This window comes from Arcanobacterium phocae (assembly GCF_900105865.1).
Classification (GTDB): domain Bacteria; phylum Actinomycetota; class Actinomycetes; order Actinomycetales; family Actinomycetaceae; genus Arcanobacterium; species Arcanobacterium phocae.
Genome location: NZ_LT629804.1, coordinates 1,178,808 through 1,203,012, shown reverse-complemented (window position 1 = coordinate 1,203,012; position 24,205 = coordinate 1,178,808). Strand labels below are relative to the sequence as shown.

26 protein-coding genes are annotated in these 24,205 nt (G+C 49.8%); 16 read left to right on the top strand and 10 right to left on the bottom strand.

Annotation, left to right across the window (positions count from 1 at the left end; translation table 11 throughout):
* Nucleotides 1-12: 12 nt before the first annotated feature.
* The 5 genes from BLT51_RS05295 to BLT51_RS05275 are packed head-to-tail and all read left to right on the top strand — an operon-like array spanning nt 13 to nt 4,722.
* Nucleotides 13-855 carry an SAM hydrolase/SAM-dependent halogenase family protein gene (locus BLT51_RS05295; protein WP_091280735.1) on the top strand — a complete coding sequence of 281 codons (843 nt, stop codon included), beginning with the start codon at nt 13-15 and terminating at the stop codon, nt 853-855.
* 19 nt (nt 856-874) lie between these two features.
* Nucleotides 875-1,429 (top strand): ECF-type riboflavin transporter substrate-binding protein, encoded by a 555-nt coding sequence (locus BLT51_RS05290; RefSeq protein ID WP_091280732.1) that lies wholly within the window; start codon nt 875-877, stop codon nt 1,427-1,429.
* Nucleotides 1,430-1,442: 13 nt separating this feature from the next.
* Complete coding sequence (locus BLT51_RS05285) at nt 1,443-3,224, top strand: ABC transporter ATP-binding protein (RefSeq protein ID WP_091280727.1); 1,782 nt, start codon at nt 1,443-1,445, stop codon at nt 3,222-3,224.
* Complete coding sequence (locus BLT51_RS05280; RefSeq protein WP_091280724.1) at nt 3,217-4,047, top strand: energy-coupling factor transporter transmembrane component T family protein; 831 nt, start codon at nt 3,217-3,219, stop codon at nt 4,045-4,047. The genes BLT51_RS05285 and BLT51_RS05280 overlap by 8 nt, the downstream gene beginning before the upstream one ends.
* 24 nt (nt 4,048-4,071) lie before the next feature.
* Nucleotides 4,072-4,722 carry an HD domain-containing protein gene (locus tag BLT51_RS05275; protein ID WP_091280722.1) on the top strand — a complete coding sequence of 217 codons (651 nt, stop codon included), beginning with the start codon at nt 4,072-4,074 and terminating at the stop codon, nt 4,720-4,722.
* Here BLT51_RS05275 and BLT51_RS05270 read toward each other — a convergent pair.
* The 3 genes from BLT51_RS05270 to BLT51_RS05260 form a co-directional block, all read right to left on the bottom strand.
* Nucleotides 4,694-5,572 carry a metal ABC transporter permease gene (locus BLT51_RS05270; RefSeq protein ID WP_091280719.1) on the bottom strand — a complete coding sequence of 293 codons (879 nt, stop codon included), beginning with the start codon at nt 5,570-5,572 and terminating at the stop codon, nt 4,694-4,696. The two genes, BLT51_RS05275 and BLT51_RS05270, sit on opposite strands and share 29 nt — an antisense overlap.
* Nucleotides 5,569-6,339: a metal ABC transporter ATP-binding protein gene (locus tag BLT51_RS05265; RefSeq protein ID WP_091280718.1), complete on the bottom strand. Its 771-nt coding sequence runs from the start codon at nt 6,337-6,339 to the stop codon at nt 5,569-5,571. Before BLT51_RS05265 ends, BLT51_RS05270 begins: the two co-directional genes overlap by 4 nt.
* A 204-nt stretch (nt 6,340-6,543) precedes the next feature.
* Nucleotides 6,544-7,509 carry a metal ABC transporter substrate-binding protein gene (locus BLT51_RS05260; protein WP_091280715.1) on the bottom strand — a complete coding sequence of 322 codons (966 nt, stop codon included), beginning with the start codon at nt 7,507-7,509 and terminating at the stop codon, nt 6,544-6,546.
* Nucleotides 7,510-7,630: 121 nt separating this feature from the next.
* Here BLT51_RS05260 and BLT51_RS05255 point away from each other — a divergent pair, with 121 nt between their 5' ends.
* The 5 genes from BLT51_RS05255 (at nt 7,631) to BLT51_RS05235 (ending at nt 12,394) form a co-directional block, all read left to right on the top strand.
* Nucleotides 7,631-8,881 (top strand): LssY C-terminal domain-containing protein, encoded by a 1,251-nt coding sequence (locus BLT51_RS05255; protein WP_091280713.1) that lies wholly within the window; start codon nt 7,631-7,633, stop codon nt 8,879-8,881.
* Nucleotides 8,882-8,904: 23 nt separating this feature from the next.
* On the top strand, nt 8,905-10,350 hold the full coding sequence (locus BLT51_RS05250; RefSeq protein WP_091280711.1) for an endonuclease/exonuclease/phosphatase family protein: 1,446 nt from the start codon (nt 8,905-8,907) through the stop codon (nt 10,348-10,350).
* A gap of 146 nt (nt 10,351-10,496) precedes the next feature.
* A complete protein-coding gene (locus BLT51_RS05245) occupies nt 10,497-10,862 on the top strand; it encodes a GntR family transcriptional regulator (RefSeq protein WP_091280709.1) in 366 nt (121 codons plus the stop codon).
* Between the two features lie 12 nt (nt 10,863-10,874).
* Nucleotides 10,875-11,582, top strand: a complete 708-nt coding sequence (locus tag BLT51_RS05240; RefSeq protein ID WP_091280707.1) for an ABC transporter ATP-binding protein — start codon at nt 10,875-10,877, stop codon at nt 11,580-11,582.
* The gene (locus BLT51_RS05235) at nt 11,579-12,394 is read left to right on the top strand and encodes a hypothetical protein (RefSeq protein ID WP_091280705.1); all 816 of its coding nucleotides are present in this window, start codon (nt 11,579-11,581) and stop codon (nt 12,392-12,394) included. Before BLT51_RS05240 ends, BLT51_RS05235 begins: the two co-directional genes overlap by 4 nt.
* A gap of 59 nt (nt 12,395-12,453) precedes the next feature.
* On the opposite strand, the gene BLT51_RS05230 is transcribed toward BLT51_RS05235, so the two are convergent.
* From BLT51_RS05230 to BLT51_RS05220, 3 genes are read right to left on the bottom strand one after another with little or no spacing between them, the layout of a single operon-like run.
* Nucleotides 12,454-13,203: an amino acid ABC transporter ATP-binding protein gene (locus tag BLT51_RS05230; RefSeq protein ID WP_091280702.1), complete on the bottom strand. Its 750-nt coding sequence runs from the start codon at nt 13,201-13,203 to the stop codon at nt 12,454-12,456.
* Entirely contained in the window at nt 13,203-13,871 is a 669-nt protein-coding gene (locus tag BLT51_RS05225) for an amino acid ABC transporter permease (RefSeq protein WP_091280699.1), read from the bottom strand. The genes BLT51_RS05230 and BLT51_RS05225 overlap by 1 nt, the downstream gene beginning before the upstream one ends.
* Nucleotides 13,868-14,680 (bottom strand): transporter substrate-binding domain-containing protein, encoded by an 813-nt coding sequence (locus tag BLT51_RS05220; protein WP_091280697.1) that lies wholly within the window; start codon nt 14,678-14,680, stop codon nt 13,868-13,870. Before BLT51_RS05220 ends, BLT51_RS05225 begins: the two co-directional genes overlap by 4 nt.
* A 211-nt stretch (nt 14,681-14,891) precedes the next feature.
* Between BLT51_RS05220 and BLT51_RS05215 the strand changes: the two genes are divergently transcribed.
* On the top strand, nt 14,892-15,239 hold the full coding sequence (locus BLT51_RS05215) for a NifB/NifX family molybdenum-iron cluster-binding protein (RefSeq protein WP_231943907.1): 348 nt from the start codon (nt 14,892-14,894) through the stop codon (nt 15,237-15,239).
* On the opposite strand, the gene brnQ (BLT51_RS05210) is transcribed toward BLT51_RS05215, so the two are convergent.
* The 3 genes from brnQ (BLT51_RS05210) to brnQ (BLT51_RS05200) all read right to left on the bottom strand — a co-directional run bounded on the left by brnQ (BLT51_RS05210) (nt 15,229) and on the right by brnQ (BLT51_RS05200) (nt 19,246).
* Nucleotides 15,229-16,554, bottom strand: coding sequence for a branched-chain amino acid transport system II carrier protein (gene brnQ, locus BLT51_RS05210; protein WP_091280695.1), 1,326 nt, complete (start codon nt 16,552-16,554; stop codon nt 15,229-15,231). The genes BLT51_RS05215 and brnQ (BLT51_RS05210) overlap by 11 nt on opposite strands.
* Nucleotides 16,554-17,867 carry a branched-chain amino acid transport system II carrier protein gene (gene brnQ, locus BLT51_RS05205; protein WP_091280693.1) on the bottom strand — a complete coding sequence of 438 codons (1,314 nt, stop codon included), beginning with the start codon at nt 17,865-17,867 and terminating at the stop codon, nt 16,554-16,556. Before brnQ (BLT51_RS05205) ends, brnQ (BLT51_RS05210) begins: the two co-directional genes overlap by 1 nt.
* Nucleotides 17,868-17,938: 71 nt before the next feature.
* On the bottom strand, nt 17,939-19,246 hold the full coding sequence (gene brnQ / locus BLT51_RS05200) for a branched-chain amino acid transport system II carrier protein (protein WP_091280690.1): 1,308 nt from the start codon (nt 19,244-19,246) through the stop codon (nt 17,939-17,941).
* Nucleotides 19,247-19,499: 253 nt separating this feature from the next.
* Here brnQ (BLT51_RS05200) and BLT51_RS05195 point away from each other — a divergent pair, with 253 nt between their 5' ends.
* The 5 genes from BLT51_RS05195 to galK all read left to right on the top strand — a co-directional run bounded on the left by BLT51_RS05195 (nt 19,500) and on the right by galK (nt 23,104).
* Nucleotides 19,500-19,808, top strand: a complete 309-nt coding sequence (locus BLT51_RS05195; RefSeq protein WP_091280688.1) for an ArsR/SmtB family transcription factor — start codon at nt 19,500-19,502, stop codon at nt 19,806-19,808.
* Nucleotides 19,805-20,710 carry a permease gene (locus BLT51_RS05190; protein ID WP_091280686.1) on the top strand — a complete coding sequence of 302 codons (906 nt, stop codon included), beginning with the start codon at nt 19,805-19,807 and terminating at the stop codon, nt 20,708-20,710. Before BLT51_RS05195 ends, BLT51_RS05190 begins: the two co-directional genes overlap by 4 nt.
* Nucleotides 20,703-21,122 (top strand): arsenate-mycothiol transferase ArsC, encoded by a 420-nt coding sequence (locus tag BLT51_RS05185; RefSeq protein ID WP_231943906.1) that lies wholly within the window; start codon nt 20,703-20,705, stop codon nt 21,120-21,122. Before BLT51_RS05190 ends, BLT51_RS05185 begins: the two co-directional genes overlap by 8 nt.
* A gap of 79 nt (nt 21,123-21,201) precedes the next feature.
* Nucleotides 21,202-21,897, top strand: a complete 696-nt coding sequence (locus BLT51_RS05180) for an MgtC/SapB family protein (RefSeq protein ID WP_091280682.1) — start codon at nt 21,202-21,204, stop codon at nt 21,895-21,897.
* Nucleotides 21,898-21,967: 70 nt separating this feature from the next.
* Entirely contained in the window at nt 21,968-23,104 is a 1,137-nt protein-coding gene (gene galK, locus BLT51_RS05175) for a galactokinase (protein ID WP_091280680.1), read from the top strand.
* A gap of 73 nt (nt 23,105-23,177) precedes the next feature.
* On the opposite strand, the gene galE is transcribed toward galK, so the two are convergent.
* Nucleotides 23,178-24,191, bottom strand: coding sequence for a UDP-glucose 4-epimerase GalE (galE, locus tag BLT51_RS05170; protein WP_091280678.1), 1,014 nt, complete (start codon nt 24,189-24,191; stop codon nt 23,178-23,180).
* Between the last annotated feature and the right edge of the window lie 14 nt (nt 24,192-24,205).

Sequence of the window (24,205 nt, the reverse complement as noted above, 5' to 3'; positions counted from 1 at the left end):
ATAATTGTTTGTATGGACAACCTTGTTTTGCAGTCAGATTTCGGTCTTGACGACGGCGCAGTCAGTGCCATGTATGGCGTGGCCGTCGCTACCAGCCCAAACCTTCACATCTATAACCTCACCCACAATATTCCACCATACGATATTTGGGAAGGCTCATATCGCTTAGCCCAAACTATCGACTACTGGCCGGCGGACACCGTGTTCGTTTCTGTGGTTGATCCGGGCGTCGGTTCGGACCGACTCTCCGTCGTCGCCAAAACCAAAACCGGCCACTATATTGTGACACCGAACAACGGAACCCTTACCCACGTCAACGCAATTTTCGGGATCACTGAGATTCGTACGATTGACGAGACAGTAAACCGCCGCGCCGGTTCCGAGGCCTCTTATACGTTCCATGGTCGCGATATTTATGCTTTTACCGGCGCGCGTTTAGCAGCCGGGATTATTTCGTTTGACGACGTCGGACCACGGGTTCCCCTCGATGCTCTCGTCGCCCTGGATTACGAAGAGCCCGTGTTTGCCGACGGCGAGATCCGCGGAATCATCGAAGCTCATGATGTCCGTTACGGCTCACTGTGGACATCCATTCCACGCACATTATTCCTAGAAATGGCAGACGGTTTCAACCAACGTTTTAAGTTGCGCGTCTTTAACCAAGGTCGTCAGGTTCACTCCAACCACATGGTGTACGTGCCATCGTTCGCCTCGGTAGAAGTTGGCGACTCTCTCCTCTACGTCAACTCGCTCGATCGAATGGCCATTGCCATCAACCGTGGGTCCTATGCTCACGCATTCAATATCGGTACCGGTACATCCTGGCAGGTATCACTAGCCCCTTATGATATATAAGGGACACGAAAGGATAAGTATGTCTAAGAAAATGTCACCTGTGGTGCAGGTTGTTGCTATCGGTATCGGTGCAGCTCTGTTCTTCGTTCTGGGCCGCTTCGCGGCGATCCCAACCCCTATTCCTAACGTTGCTATCGCGTTGCAGTACGCAGTTCTCGCTGTTTTCGCGGTCTTGTTTGGCCCGGTCGCCGGCGCACTCATCGGCGGCATCGGCCATGTGCTGATCGACGCTACCGGCTATGGCATCTGGGCATCGTGGGAAATTTCCTCCGCCGTCGTCGGACTAATTATCGGAGCTATCATGCTCGGCAACACCGTCTACGAAGGCTTATTCCCTACCAAAACAATTGTTCGCTTCAATATCGGCGCAGTTATTGCCAATGTACTAGCCTGGGCATTGGTTGCTCCACTAGGCGATATTCTCATTTATGCTGAGCCAGCTAACAAGGTGTTCTTGCAGGGTGCAACTGCGTTTGTCTCCAACTCGATTACCACCTGTGTTATCGGTACGCTCATCTTGATCGCTTATTCAAAGACCCGCACTCAGACTGGTTCTTTGAGCACCGAAGCATAAGAAAAGACGGATAATGACTTTCCTGATCCAGCCGCTTATTTCGTTGCGCAATGTATCGTTTCAATACCGCGCACAAAAAGAGCCCACGTTAGCTGATATATCGCTCGATCTTTTCCCAGGCGAAAAGATCGCGATCGTGGGAGCATCTGGGTCAGGAAAGTCTACTCTTTTACGGTTGATGAACGGGCTCATCCCGCATTATTTTTCCGGCACCGTCACTGGCGATATTTCCGTTGCTGGGCTAGACCCGCGCACGGTACCGCTGGTAAAAATTTCGCAACGAGTCGGTACTGTTTTACAAGATACCACCGGTCAGTTCGTTGGCTTGACGGTTGCCGACGATATCGCCTTCTCCCTTGAAAACCAAGAAATTCCGACCCATCAGATGCCCGATCGCGTCCTAGAAACCGCTCGGATTGTGGGGATGGAAGATTTCCTCGACCATGCACCGCACGAATTGTCTGGTGGCCAAAAACAGCGTGTGGCGATGGCTGGCGTTCTAGTTGACGACGTCGATATTCTGTTGTTCGATGAACCATTAGCCATGCTTGACCCGGCTTCGGGCCGCTCCAGTATCGATTTAATCAACGATCTCAACACGATGCATGGCAAGACGATTGTGATTGTGGAACATCGCCTCGAAGATGTTCTGCATCGGCCAGTTGATCGGATTGTTTTAATGGATGGAGGCCGAATCGTCACCATCGCTACTCCAGATGAGCTTCTTTCTACGTCGTTGTTAGAAGAACACGGGATACGGCCGCCTTTACATATTTCGGCATTGAAATATGCTGGGGTGCAGGTCCGTCCAGACATGCATCCGGCGTCGTTAGGGACACTTAAGCTGAGCGACGACGACGTCCACGCCATCCGAGAATGGGCCACCCGCAACTCAACTGCCGCGCCTCAGCCGGTCTGGGACGAAACACCGGCACTCGCGGTAACAGACGTATCGGTGTCCTACCCGGGAGATGACTCCCCTAACCAGGTGCTGTCGCATATCTCAACTCAGATCCAGCGCGGATCGATGATGGCAATTGTTGGCTCTAACGGAGCTGGAAAATCCACTCTAGCCAAAGCCATCTGCGGATTCTTACCAGTTGATTCGGGGCGAGTTATGATAGCCGGTGCAGATAGCACCAGCTGGACGATCGCAGAACGTGGCCGGCATGTTGGCTTCGTCCTGCAAGAACCTGGCCATATGCTGTCCCGGCCAACGATTATTGAAGAAGTGGAACTTGGCTTACGCGCTGCCGGAATAATTGACAGCGAATGCGAACAACGCCGCAACGACGTCTTAAAGATTTGTGGGTTGTGGCCATACCGCAACTGGCCTATTTCGGCTCTAAGCCATGGTCAAAAGAAGCGTGTCACCATTGCTGCCATTTTAGTGATAAAGCCCGACGTCCTAATACTTGACGAACCTACTGCTGGACAAGACTTCGCCCACTACACCGAATTCATGGACTTCTTGAGTGACCTCAATACCCGTGGTACAACTGTTATTCTTATTACCCACGATATGCACGTAGCGTTGGAATACACCTCACGCGTTGTTGCAATGGCTGACGGTAAAATCATCGCCGACGACGCACCTGCTCATGTCCTCACTGATTCTGATATCGCTAGGAAAGCAGATATTGTTACCACCGGTCTTTACGGGCTATCACAGCTAGTTGGATATGACGATGCTAGCGCGCTGGCACAAGCATTTGTCAACGTTGACCGGATAGCTCGCCGGCGTATGCCGCATCCCCATGACACGGCAGAAACAGGAGGCACAGCGCGTGGCTAAAGCAGTTCTCGGATACATTGACCGCCCTAGCTGGCTACACCGACTCACCGGGACCGCAAAACTTGTGCTCGTTATTGCGCTGGTGGTTTCAGCTATGTTGACCTTTGATGCCCGGCTCCTCATCGGGCTATCACTCATGTCCATCGTGCTGTGGACAGTATCGCGGATCCGGTTACGTGATCTGAAAGTTGTCCTCATTATTATTGGCACTTTTATGGTGCTCAATAATCTCCTGATTTTTGTGTTCGCGCCTCGATATGGCGTATCGCTGTTTGGCACTGAACATATTATTCTGACGGGTTCTGGGCGATGGGTTTTGACCTGGGAGCAACTCTATTATCAAAGCCTTGTGACCTTGAAGTACTTTGCAGTGTTGCCCGGCGTTCTCTTGTTCATCACCACTACTCCACCGCCAGAATGTGCCGCTTCACTCAACGCACTCGGTATTCCTTACCGGTTCGCTTATTCTATTTCACTCGCCTTGCGCTATATTCCAGATGTACAACGTGACTATGAAACAATATCTACCGCCCAGCAGGCCCGCGGTTTAGATGTCTCACACAAGGCTCCGATGCGGGTACGCGCAAAGAACCTGCTTGCAGTTCTTATGCCGCTGCTCTTTGGGTCGCTCGACCGAATCGAAACCACCTCAGCAGCAATGGAACTGCGCGGGTTTGGCAGCAGAAAAGGGCGAACATGGTGGGCACGCCGGCAGATGAAATCAGAAGACTGGCTCATCGTTATAGGAAGCGTTGCACTTGTGCTACTCACGATATGGCTGAACCGGGTTAACGGCGGCAGATTCTGGAACCCGTTCGTTTGATTTACTACACGATTAAGGAAGATTATGTCTAACATTAACTGGGACACTGTTCGTTCCAGTGTTGCTCGCGTCTATCAACAAGACAGCTCCGGTCACGGCATGGATCACATTGACCGTGTTGTCAGCCTGTGCCAGCGCATTATCGCTGATACCGACGAGCCGGTTGATACCGATGTTATTCTGATGAGTGCATACGTTCATGACATGATCGATCCGAAAGTCGTTTCTGATCCGGCGCGTGCACGTCAGGACCTCACCGATTTTCTACATAGTCAACAGCTGAGCGATAGCCAAATAGCCGAGATCTTCGAGATTATCGACCACATGTCATTCGCTAAAAATCTGACTGCTCACCAACCATTAAATATCAATGGCCAGATTGTCCAAGACGCAGATCGTCTCGATGCTATCGGTGCAATAGGAATCGCCCGCGCGTTCTATTATGGCGGAAAATTCGGCGATCCGCTCTACGATCCAGCGCGTCCACCGCGAGATCTCAATGACGAGACTCAGTATCGTGTGCACAACACTGTTATCAATCACTTTTACGAAAAGCTCTTCCGGCTCACTGACTCTCTTAACACTCCAGTGGCTCAACGCATCGGTGAGCTACGAAACGAACGCATGCGCTCGTTCGTCGTCGATTTTATTTCTGAATGGAACGGGAAGCCCTAAGATTGCCCACACGCCGCGTAATATCTAAACCGCGCGATGAGAAAATATAAACAATAGCAAAAACAATTCCATGAACCAGCACAACTGTTGCTCCTGAAGCCATGTTGTACCAGTATGAGGCGTAAATCCCTACTGTCACACTCAATGCAGACATTAATGGCGCGATCCATAACATTCGATTGAAAGACTCAGTCATAAGGAAGGCAATTGCTCCGGGGATAATCAACAAAGCCACAATCAAAATAGCGCCTACTGCCTGCATAGCCACCACAACTGTCATGGCAAGACACGTCAACAACAAGGCGGAGAGCCGTTTGGTTGATAGTCCGATAGCACTTGCGTGCACTGGGTCGAATGCGAATAGCGTTAGATCTTTGCGCTTGATAATCACGATCGCTGCTGCCAGCGGTGCAAGCACAACCACTTGGAGCAAGTCAGCGTGTGTTATTCCAAGCAAATCGCCAAAAATGACGTGCTGGAGGTTAATGTGGCTGGGGAATACGGAAATGAGAACAAGGCCGAGGGCAAGCATCGTCGTAAATACAACGCCCATCACCGTATCTTCTTTTAGACCTGAGCCGTTGCGAATTACCGCAATTAATGCCACGCAGATGAGGGCAGCAATGAATGCTCCAATGGAAAAAGGGGCGCCCAGAATGTATGCCAAGACGATTCCGGGAACGACTGCGTGCGAAAGTGCATCGCCCATCAACGACCATCCCACTAGGACTAGCCAACACGAGAGTAACGCACACACAGAAGCAGCTAGGAGCGTCACCGCAAATCCACGAACCATGAATGTGTGGGTCCACATTTCGATGAAGGTGTTATAAAACCATAGCCAATTCATTTCGTTGCCTCCTTCTCGGTGTAGTAGCCCGCCGGCGCAGTGAACGCACGACGAAGATTATCGGTACGCAACGTTTCTTGTGGATCCCCACGGCCCACTATTTGCCGATTAAGAAGCGCAACTTCGTCAGCAAAGTCCGGAATTGTTGACAGATCATGGGTAGAGACAAGCAACGTAGTACCGCGATCTGCTAACCGTTGAAGTAATTCAGTGATAACCGCTGCAGATGTGAAATCGACACCAGCAAATGGTTCATCGAGAAGCATCAGTTCGGCGCCTTGAGCCACAGCTCGAGCAACAAATACACGTTTCCGCTGTCCACCCGATAACGCACCGATAGGGCGATTCTCCAGTCCGGTAAGGCCAACAACGTCAAGGGCGTTTGCGACCGCCGTCTTATCTGCGTCTAGAGGCTTGCGTCGCGGCCCCATAAGCCCGTAGCGACCCATCATAACAACATCATAGACAGAGAGGGGAAAGCGAGTATCAATCTCTTCATTTTGCGGAACGTATCCAACTTTGCCGGCTTTACGTGCAATAAGCGAGGAGGAATGAGCGATAGTGATAGTGCCCTGTTGATAATTCACCAGACCCATAATTGATTTGAAAAACGTGGACTTTCCAGAACCATTCATCCCTACAATCGCGCAAATTTTTCCACTACCGATAGCGAAATCAACTCCAGTAAGCGCATGTACGTCCCCATATGACACGTGCAGATCACGGACATCGAGCACCGATGATTGCGGATCTAATTTTGTCTTCATAACCAATTCCCTCCTCGACTTCTTGCCGACAACGCTTCCAAGTTTAGCGCACTCAAGGTTTAGGATTCCTTGTGGCAAAGCCGAACACTTTGCCATGCCGAAGTTTGTTGAGTTTGCCTAGAATCATCAACAAAAATCAGTGGCCGAAACGCGAGATCTGGCACTCACGTTCCGGCCACTGAAATGTGGCTTAAGCGCTACGCCTCACTTCACCTTGCCAGTGAGGCCCTTGGTGATTGTTTCAGCGTCATAGCGAAGCAAATCGAGGTAGGTTGGAACGTCGCCATCTGCTTCAGAAAGGGAATCAACATAGAGAACTCCACCAAATGGTGTACCGGTTGCTTCCACAACTGGCTTCATCTTATTGTCAACAGTTGATTCACAGAAAATAGCTGGAACCTTGGAATCCTTCACAAAGTTTTCGACATCGCTCATACGCTGCGGGGTTAGTGCACCTTCTGCGTTAACACCCCACAGGTACTTTTCGGTCAGTTTCATATCGCGAGCAAGGTAAGAGAAAGCACCTTCACAGGTCACGAGCGCACGATGTTCGGTTGGAATCGACTTGAGTTCGGATTCCATCTTTTCCTTCACGCCAGCGATTTCTTTCTTGTACTTTTCACCATTAGCTTTGTAGAAATCCGCATTTTCTTTATCGATCGAGGACACAGCTTTGACGATATTATCTACGTAAATCTGACCAGCGTCTGGAGACATCCATGCGTGTGGATTTGGCTTGCCTTCGTATTCGCCTTCTTCAATGGCGATTGGTTCGACACCTTCCGAGAGATCGAAGTGTGGTGCCTTAACATCAGCAACGAACCGTTCGAACCAACGCTCAAGACCAAGACCGTTGTTCAAAATAACGTCAGCACCTTCTGCCTTCTTAATATCAGCAGGCGTTGGCTGGTAATCATGAATCTCAGCATCTGGTTCAGTGATAGACAGAACGGTCATTTTGTCACCGACAACTTGGCTTGCCATATCCGCAATAACAGTGAACGTGGTCAAAACAACCGGCTTATCGGATGTTGACTCTTCAGCTGATGAAGCCGTTGACTTGTCTTCAGTCGCTGGCTTTTCGGAGGATGAACACCCGGCTAGTGCGAGCGCGCAACTCGCCACGAGTGCTGGAATAATGCGCGTGAACTTCTTAATTGTCATACCCATTATTTTAGTTTCGGTTAGTCGAACCTTACAAGTTCGCTCCCTCAAACTTTCTGTACACCTCATCACGTAGATAACAAATACGGATTAATATGGAGACCACTTGTTACGAGAGGACACGCCGATGAATTCACCGCACCGCTACCCGATACCCACTACAGCCCCGGTCTATTCGTCACGCGATATTCAATCAGCTACCAGTACACAGCGGTCCGTTAGCCAAATACTTGGTGGCGTATTCTTTGTTTTCGCACTTTTATGTGCAGCTTGGCTCATCATCCTCATCGCATTTCGCATCCGTCAAGGTTCATGGTTGATTAACCTCATTGTTTTTTGGGCAGGACTTACTTACTTGGTTCTGCCGCGCCTTCACCAAATATTTACATACCTGTACGTTCCGGATTACTTCATCGGCCGCACCCGTACGAACGACGGCGTTTTGGGAGATCCTATTAACTTGGCTTTTAACGGCGATGTAGATGACCTCAAATCTGCGCTATCTCAAGCTGGTTGGGTTGAAGCCGATCCCCTCAAGATTAGGTCTGGAATTCGCATGATTATCTCCACTCTTCGGCGCCAGCCATATCCTTCTGCTCCCGTCTCAGACCTGAGACTATTTGGCAGAAAGCAGACTTTCGCTTTCCAACAAGAAGTTGGTGGCAACGCTACCAAACGCCATCACATCCGCTTCTGGCACGTTCCAGAGGGTTGGCAGCTACCTGGCGGGCAGAAGGTGTCGTGGGTTGCTGCAGCAACCTATGACCGAGCAGTTGGAATAAATGTTTTCACCCTGCAAGTAACACACAAAATAGATGCCGACATAGACGCTGAGCGAGACTACGTCATTAACACGCTACGCTTTACAGATCCGGAAAACACTGTCGACGTCGTCGAGAATTTTTCCGCTGCCTACCAATCATGGAACGGTGGCGGCGATCTTGTAGAAACAGACGGCCACCTACCGATAGTCGATGTCTCGGGAGCTGCGCAACGCGCCCGATATACCCCAGCCCCGCAACTACCGCATTCACATTCCATTCCGCCGACCCCGCTCTGGTTCTCTACAGTGCTTGTCACACTATTATTCACAAACGCGGCACTAATGGCCTACGACAACAACTCAATCTCATGGAGCGAGATAGCCATTGCATGCGCTTTAATTCCCGTTCTCTTGTGCACATTCCGACGCAAACGATGGGCGTGGCTGATCCTTATGGGATACTCGGCGACACTCAGCTTTTCTTTACTCTTTGTTGCCACTACTTCCCCAAGAATAGAAGGTGGCAGACTTGCAATGATTGCACTCGTAGTACTAGTCCTTGTCACTATTTCTGACGAGAAAGTGCATGCGTGGGTCACCAAACCTACTCATTAATACCACCTAAATAAAGGATAAAGATGAAAAAACATCGCCTGATAACCGCATCCGTCAGTGCATTAGCCTTGTCTCTTTCAGCGTCCCCAGCTAGTGCTGCCGAAGATGCGACGCACAGCCTAAAAATTGCGACGTTCAATGCAAGTTTGAACCGCGATAGCGCAGGAGAACTACTGCAAGACCTCGCTACACCAGGTAATCAGCAAGCCAATAATGCTGCCGAAACTATACAACACGTTAACCCGGACATCATTTTAATTAATGAATTTGACTATGACGCTGATCATCGCGCAGTGAATCTTTTTAGAGAGAACTACTTAGAAGTTTCGATAAATGGATCTATCCCGGTACAGTATCCATATGCATGGACTGGTCCAGTCAATACCGGCGTGTCAAGCGGTTACGATCTCAACAACAACGGCAAGACTGACGATCCTGACGATGGTTGGGGATATGGAAAGTTTCCTGGGCAATACGGTCTAGTTGTGTACTCAAAGTACCCTATCAAGACCGAACAAGTTAGAACATTCCAGCACTTTTTGTGGAAAGACATGCCACACGCACTTCTTCCAGAAAATGAGGACGGGACATCGTGGTACAGCGATGAGGTTTTATCGAAGTTCCCCTTATCGTCAAAAACGCACGCTGATATCCCAGTTGATGTTGATGGAACAACAATTCACGTTTTGGCCGATCACCCTACTCCACCGATAGATGGGAAAGGCCCCGAGCGCCGTAACTCTCGTCGCAATTTTGATGAGATTCGCATGTGGGCAGACTATGTTTCTGGAAAAGCAGATTACCTGTACGACGATAACGGCGTGCATGGAGGCCTTGATTTAGATGCCAACTTTGTTATTCTTGGGGACCACAACTCCGATCCATATGATGGAAATTCGTGGCCGGGAGCTATCGCACAGCTTCTCGATAACCCACGAATTGTCGACACCCAACCAACTTCTGATGGCGGCGCAACTGAGTCAGCTCTCCAGGCTGGAGTGAACATATCCCACAGGAGCGATCCAAAATATGACACGGCAGATTTTAACGATAACGGTCATCCAGGAAATTTGCGCGTAGATTATGTTCTGCCAAATGCGGGAACAACCGTCGAAGAAGCGCATGTTTTTTGGCCAAAACGAGATGATGCGTTGTTCCGACTAACCGGCCTTTACCCATTCCCTACCAGTGATCATCGGCTCGTTTGGGCTCAGCTGCGTTTTCCAACAGCACCACCTGCTGCACAACCACAACAACAGCCAAATCAGCAGCAATCAAACAACAAGCCGCAATCACATTCACGCCATGAGCTATTATCGAGCGATAAGCAAGATAAACAGGCTGTGAGTAAGCGTTCTCCACAACAACTAGCTAAAACCGGTATCCCATTTAATCTATTAGTAGTTACCGGGCTAGCAGCAGCTCTAGTCAGCGCCGGAACACTTATCGTCAGGAAACGTCGGGCTTAGTAACGTACTCCATTCCGCTCCATAAAGCTCTAGCCCAGAATGCCCACACTTTCTGGGCTAGAGCTTTAGTGCACTAAGAGGTTGACACAGCTCCCGATACATGAGAGTGTATTACTGTATTAATACAGCAATACAGAGAGGTGGCTATGTCAGTCGACGACTCCCGCCCCATCTGGATCCAGCTTGTTGAGACATTCAGTCGCAATATTGTGACTGGTGAATGGACTGCTGGATCCAAAATCCCTAGCGTGCGCGAACTTGCGCTCACTACCGGGGTCAACCCGAATACCATCCAACGAGCACTCAGTCAGCTTGACGCATCTGGTCTCACGGTTGCCGAACGCACCCAAGGCCGATTCGTTACCACCGACCGAGCACTTATCAATGACACCCAGCAGGATCTAGCGTCTCAAGCAACAGACGCCCATATCGATGCCGTTAGCGCACTGGGCTTGTCACTTGACGAAACAGTGGCATTGATACGTGAGCGCTGGGCTAGCTCGTCGTCGTAACAGGAGGACACTATGGAGCATAGCAATCCGCTGATCCAGATATCCCACGTGACCAAAAAATTTGGCCGTAACCGCGCAATCAACGATCTATCGTTAGATCTGACTGGAGGCAAAATAACCGGCCTGATTGGAAACAATGGTTCTGGAAAAACAACTCTTTTTAAAATACTGGCAGGCGTCCTTTCTGACTGGGACGGAAGCGTAACAATCAACGGACACAAACCCGGAATACACACAAAGCCTCACGTTGCTTTTCTCCCAGCAACAGGCTTTCTCAACCAGACACTGACAATCCCCCAAGCCATCGATCTCTATCAGCGGTTCTTCGCTGATTTCGATGCGCACAAAGCTCACGACATGATGGAGTTCTTTCAGCTACCGTTCAATCGAACATTGAAAGAAATGTCTAAAGGCATGGGAGAAAAAGTCCAGATATCGCTGGTTATGGCCCGTAAAGCTCACGTATATTTACTCGACGAGCCCATCTCTGGAGTTGATCCAGCCACTCGCGCCACTATTCTGGAAGGAATTTTGCGCAACTTTGACGACGACGCTCTCCTCTTCATCTCAACACATCTCGTTGCCGACGTCGAACCGATTCTCGACGACGTCGTGATCCTCAACAACGGAAAGCTTGTCTGTTACGACCTGATCGACGACCTTCGCGAACAATACAACATGTCACTTGATCAGATCTGCCGGAAAGGAACCTTACTATGATGTCCAAACTTTTCTATCAAGAGCATCTAGATCAAAGCCGGAAGATTGTGTCTTTACTAGGAATCGTCCTGCTCAGTGCCCTCGTTTCACTAGGTATCACCGCTACCGGAATACCAGCCATCAGCACAGTTGCTCAACTCGTCATTTTTATTGGTGCCATCGCAGCTCCGACGCTGACTTTACTTATGGTTGCAGTACATTACTGGACATCAATGTACACCGATACCGGGTACTTTACGCACCAAATACCAGCCACAGCCGCACAGCTGTTTTGGGCAAAAGTTCTCTATGCTTTATGTACACTAATCGTCTCCTTGATTGTGAGCGCAATCAGCATATTGATCTATGTCATCGCAAATGGTTGGCAGATCAAGATGTCTCTCAGAGATTCTCTGAACTCAGCATACGATCTTATTTCTGCAACGCCTTCGGCGTTGATAATCATCGGGCTTATTGCAATGTTGCTGAACTGTATCAACGTCATCATCGGCGTAGCTGGAACAATAAGCTACTGCGCACAAGATAAATACATCCGGCACGGTTTTACTGCGCCAGCAATTGGCTTAGTCGTCTACTACATCCTCTATCAAGTAACAAGCTTGCCTGCCATGCTACTCATTCCAGGGAGTATCAAATTATCAGATGGAACATTTACCTGGCAGATAATGCTCACCGATTTTATCGATGCAGTTAACGCGGGAAGCCAACCATCGATCATTGGGATGGGAATCATCTTCTCTTCTACCGCCCTCGCAGCTCTTGCTGCTTGGCTCGGTATCCGATCGCTACACAACCACCTTTCGCTACGATAGATAGCAGTATGGGAGGTAGCGCATTCACTACCTCCCATACATATAGCTAAATTCCACGATTAGGAATCGAACACGTGCCGGAACTGGACGATCCGTTCTTGCGTAGTTACAAAAAACTCGTCCGCTGAGCCGTCAAATTCAATTGCTCCATCTGCTAGGAAAATAATTCGGTCAGCAATATTGCGAGCGAACGCCAAATCATGAGTCACCATAATTAAGGCAGTATTGCCGCGAGCAACCTCGGCAAGTACCCGGCGGACTTCCGCAGCCAACTCCGGATCGAGTGCCGATGTTGGCTCATCACACAATAAGAACTCCGGTTCCATAGCCAATGCACGTGCAATGGCCACTCGCTGTTTTTGTCCGCCAGAAAGCTGGTAGGGATACGAATCCTCACGGCCAGCAAGGCCTACCTGCGCTAATAGTTTTCGTGCCCGGTCATGGGCCTGAGACTTGTCTAAGCCCAGCGCTTTTATTGGTCCTAGCGCAACATTATCGATAACCCGCAAATGAGAAAACAGCTGAAAGTCTTGGAATACCATTGCGGAATGACGACGAATCGCACGCTTGTCTTCCGCCGTCACTGCCCCCGAAAAATCAACAGTGCGGTCACTCACCGTCAGTGTTCCAGCATCTGGCGTTTCTAGCACGTTCAAGGTACGTAACAACGTCGATTTACCAGAACCAGAGGGGCCTAAGATAACGGTTGTCTGTTGCGGATCAAAATCGACACTCACTGCGTTGAGCGCAACGACGTCGTCCCCATCTTTTGATACGAAACGTTTTGTTAACGAATCGACTCGCATCATCAGCGTGCCTCCACGTACTTAGATGTGCGCCGCTCAAGCCAATGCTGACCCGCAGTAAGCGCAGAATTAATGACAAGATAAATAAATGCCACTTCCACATACAACAGTAACGGCTCAAACGTTACCGCAGCCAATTGTTGGCTTCGTAAGAAAACATCGACAAGGGTAATCGAAGAAACCAGAGATGTTCCCTTCACCAAGTCAATGAAATCTGAAGAAAGCGGCGGAATAGCAATTCGGAACGCCTGCGGTGCCACAATCGACCACAAGATTTGACGATGCGACAGATTTAACGACTGCCCAGCTTCCCACTGTCCATGCGGAACAGATTTTAGACCGGACCGCAACGCCTCAGCAGTATATGCGCCAGCGTTCAGGCCTAGCGTCATGATGGCGACCGGCCACGCATCGAGGACAATTCCAGCACGTGGTAATCCGTAAAAGACAATAAAAAGTTGAACGAGCAACGGTGTGCCACGGAAAATCCACACATAAATGGCCCCTAATTGGGCTAGCACGACCACGCGTTCAAAACGTACAACTGCTACCATCGCTCCGAGCATGAGAGCAATAATAAATGATATAACAGCCAGCGGGATAGTGACCGTCACTGTAGCTGCAAATAGCGTCGGGAATGATTGAATCCATAAATCGATAGCGTTGCTCATTTTGCCTTCACCTGGGGGCGTGCTGAAATATCCTCACCGACGTATTTCTTGGTAATCTCAGCAATCGAGCCGTCTTCAAGACGCTTCTCGATAGCATCATTCAAGGCAGTCACAAATGCATCCTCACCCTTCTTAACCAAGATCGAGCAGCATCCTGGGGTTTCAACTTCACCATCTAACAGACGGATCGAAGCATCCGGATTACTCTCTTGGTAGAGCTTAAATGTCACTAACGAATTGAGCGTTGTGTCAGCACGGCCAGCAGCAACGAGGTCTATTGCCTGGGCAAAACCATCAACAGGAAGAATGTCCAAGTTGAACTTATCCCGCGCCAGCATTCCTAGGTTCGAGGTGGTACTTTGCGCCGCTTTGTGATGAGCGAGGTCAGTGATCGATACTAATGGGGAATCCTGCCGAACCGCAAAACGCCCCACATCACGAGTATAAGGTTGGGAGAAATCATATTTTGCCTGACGTTCCGATGATACCGCCAGATTATTAATGACAACCGGATACTTTCCTGCGTCAACCCCGGCGATCAATCCATCCCACGGAGCCACCGTAAAATTAACTTCCGCCCCAAGATCGTGGGCAAGAAGTTTCATGATATCAATTTCGATACCAGTGAGATTCCCCTTCTCATCAGTATACGAATACGGACGGTATGTGCCTTCAGTGCCAACCATAATGGTTCGCGCCTGCCGCGTTTCGTCCAACAGTTTCCCAGAAGGAGCTGATGCCGATGTAGAACATGCAACAAGTGCTAAGGCAGCAACGATAAGGGAACTAGCTCGTTTGGTGATAGACATAGATCTCTTTCTTAACACGGGGACAACGTGAACACTTAAAACAGATGAAGAAAATAGAATGCGGTTATTAATTAGCCACAACAAATGACAGAAAACATACAGGTTTGCGCCCACGAGCTGGCGTTTGTTATAGAGAACCTGGAAATCTGCATGTTTTAATTTTCAAATGATTGGCGCGCTTCTGTCAACACTCACGCCTATAATGAGAGCCATGATACGTACAACAGACCTTCATATTGCAATTAACATCAACGGAACACACGTAGGAAGCGGACTGGGCAAAGCTCATACCATGGCAGTTGCTACGATTACTGACAACACTATCGTTTCCTGGGACGAGTACGAAGTTGGCTGGGATGCGCTTCACGGTCAAGGGCCAGAAGGAACCCATCACGGTCGAATCGTGCGCTTTATGCGAGAACACAATGTCGACGTCGTAATCACTGGACATATGGGAGCACCAATGCTCAACACCATCACGAAACTTGGCGTCAAACCAGTCATAGATATTATTGGTGATGCCCGTCAGGCAGCTCTCAACGTCGCCGCTACGCTGTAACAAATTTATCGCCGGGGTTGGCACGATTACTGTGCCCATTACGGTTGGCATAGTCCATGCCAACCCCGACAAACAAACCAACAAGTGCTGGCACTACCCACGCCATGTGTAATTGTCCCATAGGGAGAAGATTAAGCCACTCACGCACTGGCATAAACAGCGAAATCCCTGTTGTATAGAGAGCTTCAACTACTGCGAGTACTCCCGCAATCCAGGCCGGTGCACGGTAACTCCACAACAATCGGATCGGCACAACAAGATCAACTAGAGACACCACGATCAGACAAATGACCATGGGATACAACAACTGATTAAGTGGCGCGACTACCGCTAAAATCCGTTCCAATCCCAAATTCGCCAATGCGAATGAGACCGAGACGCATATGACTAGCCAAGCGTGCGCCGACACATTCGGCACCAACTCATGGAAGTAATGCACAAAAGCCGCGATGAGACCCAACGTCGTCGTCAAACACGCCAGCACAACAATGGCGCCAAAAAGCATTTGGCCCGAGCGTCCAAAAATTTGATGAGCAACACCGGAAATCACTTCAGCACCGTTAGATCCAGAGCCTACTAGTCCAACGCGAATCAACCCAAGATAGACCACAGATAGCAGTAACCCCGCAGTAACCCCGGCTAGTGCTGTAGATTTTTGCAACTGCCGATCGGCGTGTCCTGCGGCTGCAAACGATGCCACAATAACTCCGCCGAAAACAAGTGCAGCTAATGCATCCATCGTGAAATAGCCCTGGATAAAACCACCGGCAACTGGCGATGATGAAAACTGCGGTGAGGCTTCTGTGTTGATCACCGGCACGGTAAATGATGCAATCACTAGGGCCGCTAGCAAAACGAGCAAGGTCGGGGTCAGCACCATCCCGATGTGACGAACCATTTTCGCTGGCCGCCGAGCCAACGTATAAGCGACGGCGAAAAAGACAAAGAGATAAATCGCTAACGCCCACTGTGAATCATTCACCAATGGAGCCACCGCAAATTCGAAGCTGACGGCGCCTACTCGTGGAATACCGTAGATCATTCCGCAGGATAAGAAAATCGCAGTTGTTAACACCAGGCCTATCGGCGCTCCGAGCCGATCAGCTAACCGTTTCTCTTCCTTGCGTTTGGATGCTAACGCCACCATGGACATCGCCGGAAGCAGGACCCCAGAACAGATGAAACCGATCGCAGCTATCCACGAAAGATGTCCCGCGTCAACTCCAATCATCACCGGAATGATAAGATTTCCGGCGCCGAAGAACATGGCAAATAATGCCAAACTAGTGACGAGGATTAGCCGATTCGGCGTCATTATGCCTCCACTGTGCGGCGCGCCCGATCACCTGCAAGATCGTAAAGCAAGCCAATAATAATTGCTAATAATGTGGGAACAACCCACGCCATCTGCAGGTGCCCCATCGGGAATAGGTCTAGTACGGTACGAAGCGGTGCAAAAGCACGTATCCCAGTTGAGTTGAGAGCTTCGGGAATTGCCAGCACCACGGCGGTGTATGTTCCTAGCCGGTATGACCACACCAATGTACGAGACTTCGGCAGGGCCATGTCAAGCAAGGCAACCACGATGATGGAAATCGTGATTGGGTACAGAAGTTGGTTCAGTGGTGCAACCAGCGACAAAATTGTTTCCAGGCCAAGATTAGACAGCGGAAAAACAACCGCCAAGTGAATTAATAACCAAGTATGTTGCGAGATCTTCGGGAACAGCTTGTGGAAGTAGTCCGACGACGATGCCAGCAAGCCCAACGCCGTCGTCAAACATGCAAGGAAGATAATCAGTCCGAAAACAAGCTGCCCAGTACGCCCGAACAGTTCATGGGAAACCGACGTAACAACAACGGCACCGTTGGCACCATTGCCAACCGCTCCCAAGTGAACTAACCCGATGTAGCAAGCTGCCAATAATGATCCTGCGAGGATCGATGCCCCGGCCATTCCTCGGCGAAGTTTAGCTCCCGAAAAACCAGCCGCAGCTAAAGCTCCTACGATCACCGGTCCATACATGAGCGTCGCTAAGGAATCCATCGTGAAATAGCCTTCGATAAGTCCATTTGCGATGGGAGCATGCACATAACGCTCGATCGGTTCGTGGTTTAAATCTGGCAAGGTATAGGAAGCTACAACGAGCACAATCAACAATACGATGAGAACCGGAGTTAAGAATCCACCGATGCGCTCAATAATTTTTGCTGGCTGGCGAACCAAGACATAGCAGATTCCGAAGAAAACCACAGTATAGAAAAACAGCTGGAGATGACCGGAACCCACTATCGGCACTGCCGCCATTTCAAAGCTGACTGCGGCTACTCGCGGAGTTGGGTAGAGCATCGCAGTGGCAACGAACAATACTGTGGTAAAGATAAGGCCAAAACGCGGACCTACTCGGTCAGCTAGACGGGTTTCTCCAGGATTAAGCGAACCGGCAGCTATCATTCCGGCTACAGTTAGCACTGCACCGGTCAGTACAAAGCCAAAGACAGCTGGGTAGGCGTAGCCACCTGCTTCTACCCCGATCATTGCCGGAAGGATCAGATTTCCAGCCCCAAAGAACATTGCAAATAGTGCAAAACCAGCAAATATGATTGATTTAGTTGAGTGAGAAAACATAATAAAGACCTAACAATTGACGCAATAACGACGACGCCAGATAAAAATATCTAGCTAACGGAGGCGGGGGCTTAACGCCCCTTGGTAAGTCGTTGCCAGTCTAGGCCAATTCCGATAAGTAATGTAGCCGCCGCCGGAACCACCCATGCCATTTGCAGATGCCCGGCAGGGAACGAGTCGAGCAGATAGCGTAACGGCGCAAAAAACTTGACCTCCGTTGTGTATAAAGCTTCTAACAGAGCTAAAACAGCAGTAGTCCACGCTGGAATGCGATAAGCGAAATACAGCTGTGCAGATACCAGCAAATCCACCAGTGACACGATCACCAGAACCATGACGAGTGGATATAGGAACTGATTCGCAGGTGCCACAATAGCAAGAATGCGCGTCAGCCCTAAATTGGTGAGAGAAAAGGAGACCACGGCAGCAATGAGTAGCCACTGAGAGCGCGTAATTGCAGGGATCAGATCGTGGAAATACTCAACTGATGCGTCCAACAAACCGATAGCAGTAGTAAAACAAGCCAAAATAACGATTAGCCCGAACACCCCTTGGCCAACTGGACCAAACAATTCCCGAGTAACATGCGCGGTAAGTGTAGCTCCGTTCTCGCCTGTTCCTACCTGGCCAACTCGCACTAAACCAACATAAACAATGGTGAGAAATATGCCGGCTAGCAGTCCGGCTACCGCAGTTCCGCGATGAACCTGCTGTTTTGACAAACCTGCAGCTTTCAAGCTACCGATCACTACGCCACCGAACATTAATGCCGCGAGCGCATCCATCGTGAAATAGCCCTGGATAAAGCCTTCTGTTATAGGCGCATGAGCATAGTTCGGATCTGGTTTTATATCTACCACTGGAAGTGTCCAAGCCCCGGCGATCACTATGAATAGGAGGATAAGAAGAGCTGGGGTCAGCCAGGCTCCCACCCCTTTCATAACCATGGCAGGCCGTAGCACTAAAAGGGATGCAACGGCAAAGAACAACGCTGAATAGACAAATAAAGCTATTGTGCTGGCCCACGGGTTCGCCGTCGGCATGAAGGGACCGATAGCCATCTCGTAGCTGACCGCACCCACACGCGGAATCGCGTACACCATGCCGGTGAAAAGGAAAATCAAGGTAGTAATGACTAGACCAAGCCGAGCGCCGAGTCGATCAGCTAAGCGCTTTTCATGTGAACGCTTGGTTGACATCGCCACCATTGACAACACGGGTAACAGAACTCCGGTTGAGACGAATCCGAGGGCTGCGCTCCATGAGTTAACACCGGCATGTGCACCTATCATCACCGGGACGATAAGGTTTCCAGCGCCGAAAAACATGGCGAATAAAGCTAAGCTCGCGATCAATACAGTGCGCTTGTTCGCTGTCATCGCGCCCCCTCTCGTCTCCAAACTATGTTCCAGATATGGCTCAATAACTTTAAGAATAGGGATCTGACTAAAAGATGCCCAACTTGGCACCCGTCTTCGTGACATATCGTTCACATTGTGAGACATTCACATTGCTCTGAGTCACATCCAGTCTTCTGCGGTTCATTCATTGGTAGTTGTCGATTATTAGACAACTTGCTTCTAATGCATTACCATTTCAAGAAGTATTGATTCAAAATAATTTGAGGTATTGATGGATGCTAACAAAACTGCAACCGAAATTGCCGAAGGAAGCGCATTATTTGGAGCCCTTGCCGATCCGATTCGGCTCGATATTTTCCATCGTTTAAGTGCTGGTGGCAAATGCGTATGCAACCTCCAAACCGCCCCTCCTATCCCAGACAACCTCTTGTCCTATCATCTTCGCATTTTGCGAGATGCCGGACTTGTTGTCAGTGAACGCCGGGGGCGCCGTGTCTTTTACCAGCTAGCTCCTGGCATCCTCGATCGTCTCCACAACTGTCTGCCCATGTCTGCTCCGACCACTGACCAAAGCGCATGAATTCACCTATCTACGACGTCCTTACTTTCTTCCTTGTCGACACCATCAAAATTTTTGCCCTTCTCATAGCAATCATTTTTGCGCTCAGCTTCCTGCGCGCAAGCACCAACATGGACAAAATCCGTGACTTCCTAGCAGCTCGTGGACTTTTCCTTGGCCTTTTCCTCGCCGCTGTCTTAGGCGCCGTTACCCCGTTCTGTTCATGCTCTTCAATCCCGTTGTTCGTCGGTTTCATCTCTGCTCGCGTCCCCATACCAATTGCCTTAACCTTCTTGGTTTCTTCACCCCTTATTAGCGAAACAGCAGCGGTGCTTATTGGTATCGAGTTTGGGTGGGACGTCGCGTTAGCCTACGTATTAACTGCGGTTCTTTTATCTATGTTTCTTGGCTGGGTCGCGTCATTCTTGCCACTAGAAAAATGGGTGGAAGATTTCGTTTTGACGACGCCGGTGGGACTGTTGCGAATGGCAACGCAAACTCCTTCACTAGCGCAACGGCGCACGGCAGCATGGGGTGAAGTAAAAAGCATAGTTGGCAAAGTCTGGCCCTGGATTATTTTTGGCGTCGCCCTCGGCTCTGTCATCCATGGCTGGGTGCCAGCTCATTACTTTGCTGATTATGTTACGGCAGATAATCTCTTTGCAGTTCCTCTAGCAACTATCTTGGGTACCCCGCTGTATGCCAACGGTGGTGCAGTCGTCCCAATCGGTCAAGCACTGTGGACAAAGGGCATCCCACTGGGAACCGTCATGTCTTTTATGATGGGAGCAATAGCATTATCGGTTCCCGAAGCAATAATGCTTCGACGGGTGATGAAACCATGCCTTCTTGTTCTCTACTTTGTCACCGTCATGATTGGAATCATGGCAATCGGTTACTTGTTTAATATTGTTTATGTCTAGCCAGGAAGAAGAATCCATGTCCCGCCCCGCCATTCTATTCGCATGCAAACAAAATGCTGGACGTTCGCAAATGGCTGCCGCAATAGCGAGTCAAGACCCACGCGTAACTGTGCTCTCAGCAGGAACTACCCCAGCTGATGAAGTTCATCCACAAACGGTCACGGCGCTTGCAGAAATCGGTCTGAGTGTTCATCAAAAACCGGCACTGCTATCTAATGATGTCCTAGAACAGGCCGATTGGGTGATTACCATGGGGTGCGGTGAAACTTGCCCAATCTATCCGGGAAAACATTACGAAGACTGGGACGTATCAGACCCTGCTAATCAATCATTGGATCAAGTCCGAATCATTCGAGATGATATTGCCGGCCGGGTAGCAGACTTGATCAACCGGATCATGTTAGCTCAGTGACTCTAATCTTCCTAACCTACATTAAAGGCACACTATAATGTGTAGATAGGAAGTAACCGCTCCGAGGAAAGCTAAAAATATGTGGAACGTACTAAGTGTAGAAGATTTTATGACCGGCGCAGTAAGTCTGCTAATCACCACTGTTTTGTGTTTCCTTCTTGGCGTTGAACGCTACTATCACAATAAAGATGCCGGCGTGAAAACACATGTGCTCGTTGGCATGGGTGCCTGTCTCTTTACCCTCGTATCAATTCACGGATTTTCTTCTACAACTGTCCCACTTGATCCTTCTCGTCTAGCTGCTCAAATCGTTTCCGGAGTTGGCTTCCTTGGCGCAGGCGTTATTTTTGTCAATAACGATACGGTTAAAGGGCTCACCACCGCTGCAACGATCTGGATCTCGGCAGCAATTGGCGTCGCCTGTGGTGCTGGCATGTCACTTCTAGCCGTTGCTACGCTCATTATCCACTACCTGCTTATCTTCGCTATTGGCCCACTAGCTAACAAAATTCCCAGCACCCACCACTTAGACCGCACCGTCGTCGAATATGAGGCTGGTCTAGGAGTCATGCGCCGTATCCTCGTAGTCGCCACCAGCTTAGGATACAAAGTCATGGTGAATTCAACATCGGTGATCGAAACTGAAAATGGCACTGGTATGCGAGCCGTCATGAAATTCGACGGCCCCTATCCCCGTCACACTCTTCACGAACGGTTAGCCAGTCTCGAGGGTGTTAACGCAGTTGACGAAGTGACCCGGGCTGAATTAGATTAACAATGCACTGCGCGCTCGTACTATTCGTTGCGTGTTCAGAAGCGTACACATTCGTATGATGGAGACAACGATGTCAACACAACTCAACACAGCATGGTCCACAGATGACGGGACTGCCAGAGTTCGCCAACTCTTTCATGCTACGTTCGATACTGAGCCAACTGTTTTCGCTAGCGCTCCTGGTCGGGTCAATCTCATCGGCGAGCACACTGATTACAACAATGGTCTATGCCTGCCTATTGCGTTGCCACACCGCACTTTCATTGCGTTAACCCCGCGCAATAATTCGCAGGTACGCCTCATTTCAGATCAAGGGGCACTCTGGGAGGGAAACCTAGCCGATATCAAGCCAGGAATGCCTAACTCATGGGTAAACTATGCGGCTGGTCCGGCATGGGCACTAGGAATAGATCATGGATTCGATGCCGCTTTTGCTTCATGTGTTCCGCTGGGTGCCGGCTTATCGTCCTCCGCAGCAATCGAATGCGCGAGCGCATTTGCTCTTTCCGAAACTGACAAAGACAGTATCGTGCAGGCCTGCATTCAGGCGGAAAATGAAGTTGCTCAAGCACCAACGGGCGGAATGGATCAGACTGTGTCTGTCTTCGGTGCGGACGGCAAAGCTGTTCTTATCGATTTCGATGCCAATACGAAGACACTAATCGATGCAACGTTCAATGACGATGATCTCCACATCCTCGTTATTGATACCCGAGCAAAACACTCTTTAGCTGACGGCCAATATGGCAACCGACGCCTAGAATGTGATCAGGCTGCAGACCTTCTCGGATTGAACTCCCTACGAGAAGCCCGACTCGATCAGCTTGAATCATTACCGCCACTACTACAACAACGGGCACGCCATGTTGTCAGCGAGAACGAGCGAGTCACCCAAGCCGTTGCTGCCCTTGCTGAGCGTGACTACGTGAAGCTTGGCCAGCTTTTCTACGAATCGCACCGGTCGCTACGCGACGATTTCAACGTGTCGTGCCCCGAGCTCGACTGCGTCGTCGATACTGCTCTGGAATATGGAGCGCTCGGTGCTCGCATGACCGGTGGCGGTTTTGGTGGATCAGCTATCGCACTCATCGACTCGGCCAATATGGCACAAGCGATCGAAGGCATCCGCGAAACCAGCATTGCTCGAGGATTCCCCGAACCAGCATTCCTTATTGCGAATGCCAGCTCAGGAGCTAGCCGCCTTTAGTGCAACAACTCAAAATGAGCACAACCGTATAAAACTGCCGCACCGATTATCTGGTGCGGCAGTTTTATTAGACTCAGCGGTAACCTTGCGGATTAGCCGTCTGCCAACGCATCGAGGATTCTGCCATATCTTCAATGGTATGAGTGGCTTCCCAGTGCAATTCTCTGCGGGCCTTTGATGGATCTGCATAATTTGCAGCGACGTCACCAGCACGTCGTGGCACTACTTCATATGGGATTTCCTTACCTGCAGCACGCTCGTATGCCTTAATAACATCGAGCACCGAATAGCCATGTCCCGTGCCCAAATTATAGACGTAAACGCCTGGCTCAGAAATATTGTCAGTAGCGGCAACGTGACCGCGTGCAAGATCAACAACGTGGATGTAGTCGCGAACGCCCGTGCCGTCTGGGGTATCGTAATCGTCACCAAATACTCGTACCCGGTCCAATTCTCCAACTGCTACCTTCGCTACGTATGGCGTTAAGTTCGCTGGAATACCCTTGGGGTCTTCACCTATCAAACCACTTTCATGAGCGCCCACCGGGTTGAAGTAGCGCAAAATAACAACTGTCCATGACGGATCAGACTTGTATAGATCGCGCAAAATCTGCTCTTCGAATACCTTAGTGTATCCGTATGGGTTAGTGGCAAGACCTGCCGGAGATTCTTCCGTCAATGGCAAATCAGTTGTCTCGCCATAGACGGTTGCGGAACTCGAAAAGACGAACTTCTTCACTCCGTGTTCGCGCATGGTCTGTAGCAAGCACAACGCACCGCCGATGTTGTTGTCATAGTATTCGAGCGGTTTTTCAACTGATTCGCCGACTGCCTTGAACCCAGCAAAATGAATGACCCAATCAATCTTGTTTTCGGTAAACACTTCGTTGAGCGCATTCGCATCGCGAACGTCAGCATCATAGAACCGCAGGCTCTTACCCGTTATCGCTTGAACTCGCTTAATCGCTTCTGGCGAAGAATTTGAAAAATTATCCACGCACACCACATCGTACCCTTTATTCAAGAGTTCAACTGTGGTGTGAGTTCCAATGAAACCAGCTCCGCCGGCAACCAAAACCGTTGTCATATTAGCTCCTTAAA

Excerpts from the sequence above, each read along its gene's own strand:
- BLT51_RS05295 (WP_091280735.1), top strand. The coding sequence starts at position 13 with ATGGACAACCTTGTTTTGCAGTCAGATTTCGGTCTTGACGACGGCGCA.
- BLT51_RS05185 (WP_231943906.1), top strand. The coding sequence starts at position 20,703 with ATGTCTAGCCAGGAAGAAGAATCCATGTCCCGCCCCGCCATTCTATTC.
- BLT51_RS05230 (WP_091280702.1), bottom strand. The coding sequence starts at position 13,203 with ATGATGCGAGTCGATTCGTTAACAAAACGTTTCGTATCAAAAGATGGG.
- BLT51_RS05235 (WP_091280705.1), top strand. The coding sequence starts at position 11,579 with ATGATGTCCAAACTTTTCTATCAAGAGCATCTAGATCAAAGCCGGAAG.
- galE (WP_091280678.1), bottom strand. The coding sequence starts at position 24,191 with ATGACAACGGTTTTGGTTGCCGGCGGAGCTGGTTTCATTGGAACTCAC.
- BLT51_RS05260 (WP_091280715.1), bottom strand. The coding sequence starts at position 7,509 with ATGGGTATGACAATTAAGAAGTTCACGCGCATTATTCCAGCACTCGTG.
- BLT51_RS05290 (WP_091280732.1), top strand. The coding sequence starts at position 875 with ATGTCTAAGAAAATGTCACCTGTGGTGCAGGTTGTTGCTATCGGTATC.
- brnQ (WP_091280695.1), bottom strand. The coding sequence starts at position 16,554 with ATGACGCCGAATCGGCTAATCCTCGTCACTAGTTTGGCATTATTTGCC.
- BLT51_RS05250 (WP_091280711.1), top strand. The coding sequence starts at position 8,905 with ATGAAAAAACATCGCCTGATAACCGCATCCGTCAGTGCATTAGCCTTG.
- BLT51_RS05190 (WP_091280686.1), top strand. The coding sequence starts at position 19,805 with ATGAATTCACCTATCTACGACGTCCTTACTTTCTTCCTTGTCGACACC.
- BLT51_RS05220 (WP_091280697.1), bottom strand. The coding sequence starts at position 14,680 with ATGTCTATCACCAAACGAGCTAGTTCCCTTATCGTTGCTGCCTTAGCA.
- galK (WP_091280680.1), top strand. The coding sequence starts at position 21,968 with ATGTCAACACAACTCAACACAGCATGGTCCACAGATGACGGGACTGCC.
- BLT51_RS05275 (WP_091280722.1), top strand. The coding sequence starts at position 4,072 with ATGTCTAACATTAACTGGGACACTGTTCGTTCCAGTGTTGCTCGCGTC.
- brnQ (WP_091280693.1), bottom strand. The coding sequence starts at position 17,867 with ATGTTTTCTCACTCAACTAAATCAATCATATTTGCTGGTTTTGCACTA.
- BLT51_RS05240 (WP_091280707.1), top strand. The coding sequence starts at position 10,875 with ATGGAGCATAGCAATCCGCTGATCCAGATATCCCACGTGACCAAAAAA.
- brnQ (WP_091280690.1), bottom strand. The coding sequence starts at position 19,246 with ATGACAGCGAACAAGCGCACTGTATTGATCGCGAGCTTAGCTTTATTC.
- BLT51_RS05225 (WP_091280699.1), bottom strand. The coding sequence starts at position 13,871 with ATGAGCAACGCTATCGATTTATGGATTCAATCATTCCCGACGCTATTT.
- BLT51_RS05195 (WP_091280688.1), top strand. The coding sequence starts at position 19,500 with ATGGATGCTAACAAAACTGCAACCGAAATTGCCGAAGGAAGCGCATTA.
- BLT51_RS05215 (WP_231943907.1), top strand. The coding sequence starts at position 14,892 with ATGATACGTACAACAGACCTTCATATTGCAATTAACATCAACGGAACA.
- BLT51_RS05285 (WP_091280727.1), top strand. The coding sequence starts at position 1,443 with ATGACTTTCCTGATCCAGCCGCTTATTTCGTTGCGCAATGTATCGTTT.
- BLT51_RS05255 (WP_091280713.1), top strand. The coding sequence starts at position 7,631 with ATGAATTCACCGCACCGCTACCCGATACCCACTACAGCCCCGGTCTAT.
- BLT51_RS05245 (WP_091280709.1), top strand. The coding sequence starts at position 10,497 with ATGTCAGTCGACGACTCCCGCCCCATCTGGATCCAGCTTGTTGAGACA.
- BLT51_RS05270 (WP_091280719.1), bottom strand. The coding sequence starts at position 5,572 with ATGAATTGGCTATGGTTTTATAACACCTTCATCGAAATGTGGACCCAC.
- BLT51_RS05180 (WP_091280682.1), top strand. The coding sequence starts at position 21,202 with ATGTGGAACGTACTAAGTGTAGAAGATTTTATGACCGGCGCAGTAAGT.
- BLT51_RS05265 (WP_091280718.1), bottom strand. The coding sequence starts at position 6,339 with ATGAAGACAAAATTAGATCCGCAATCATCGGTGCTCGATGTCCGTGAT.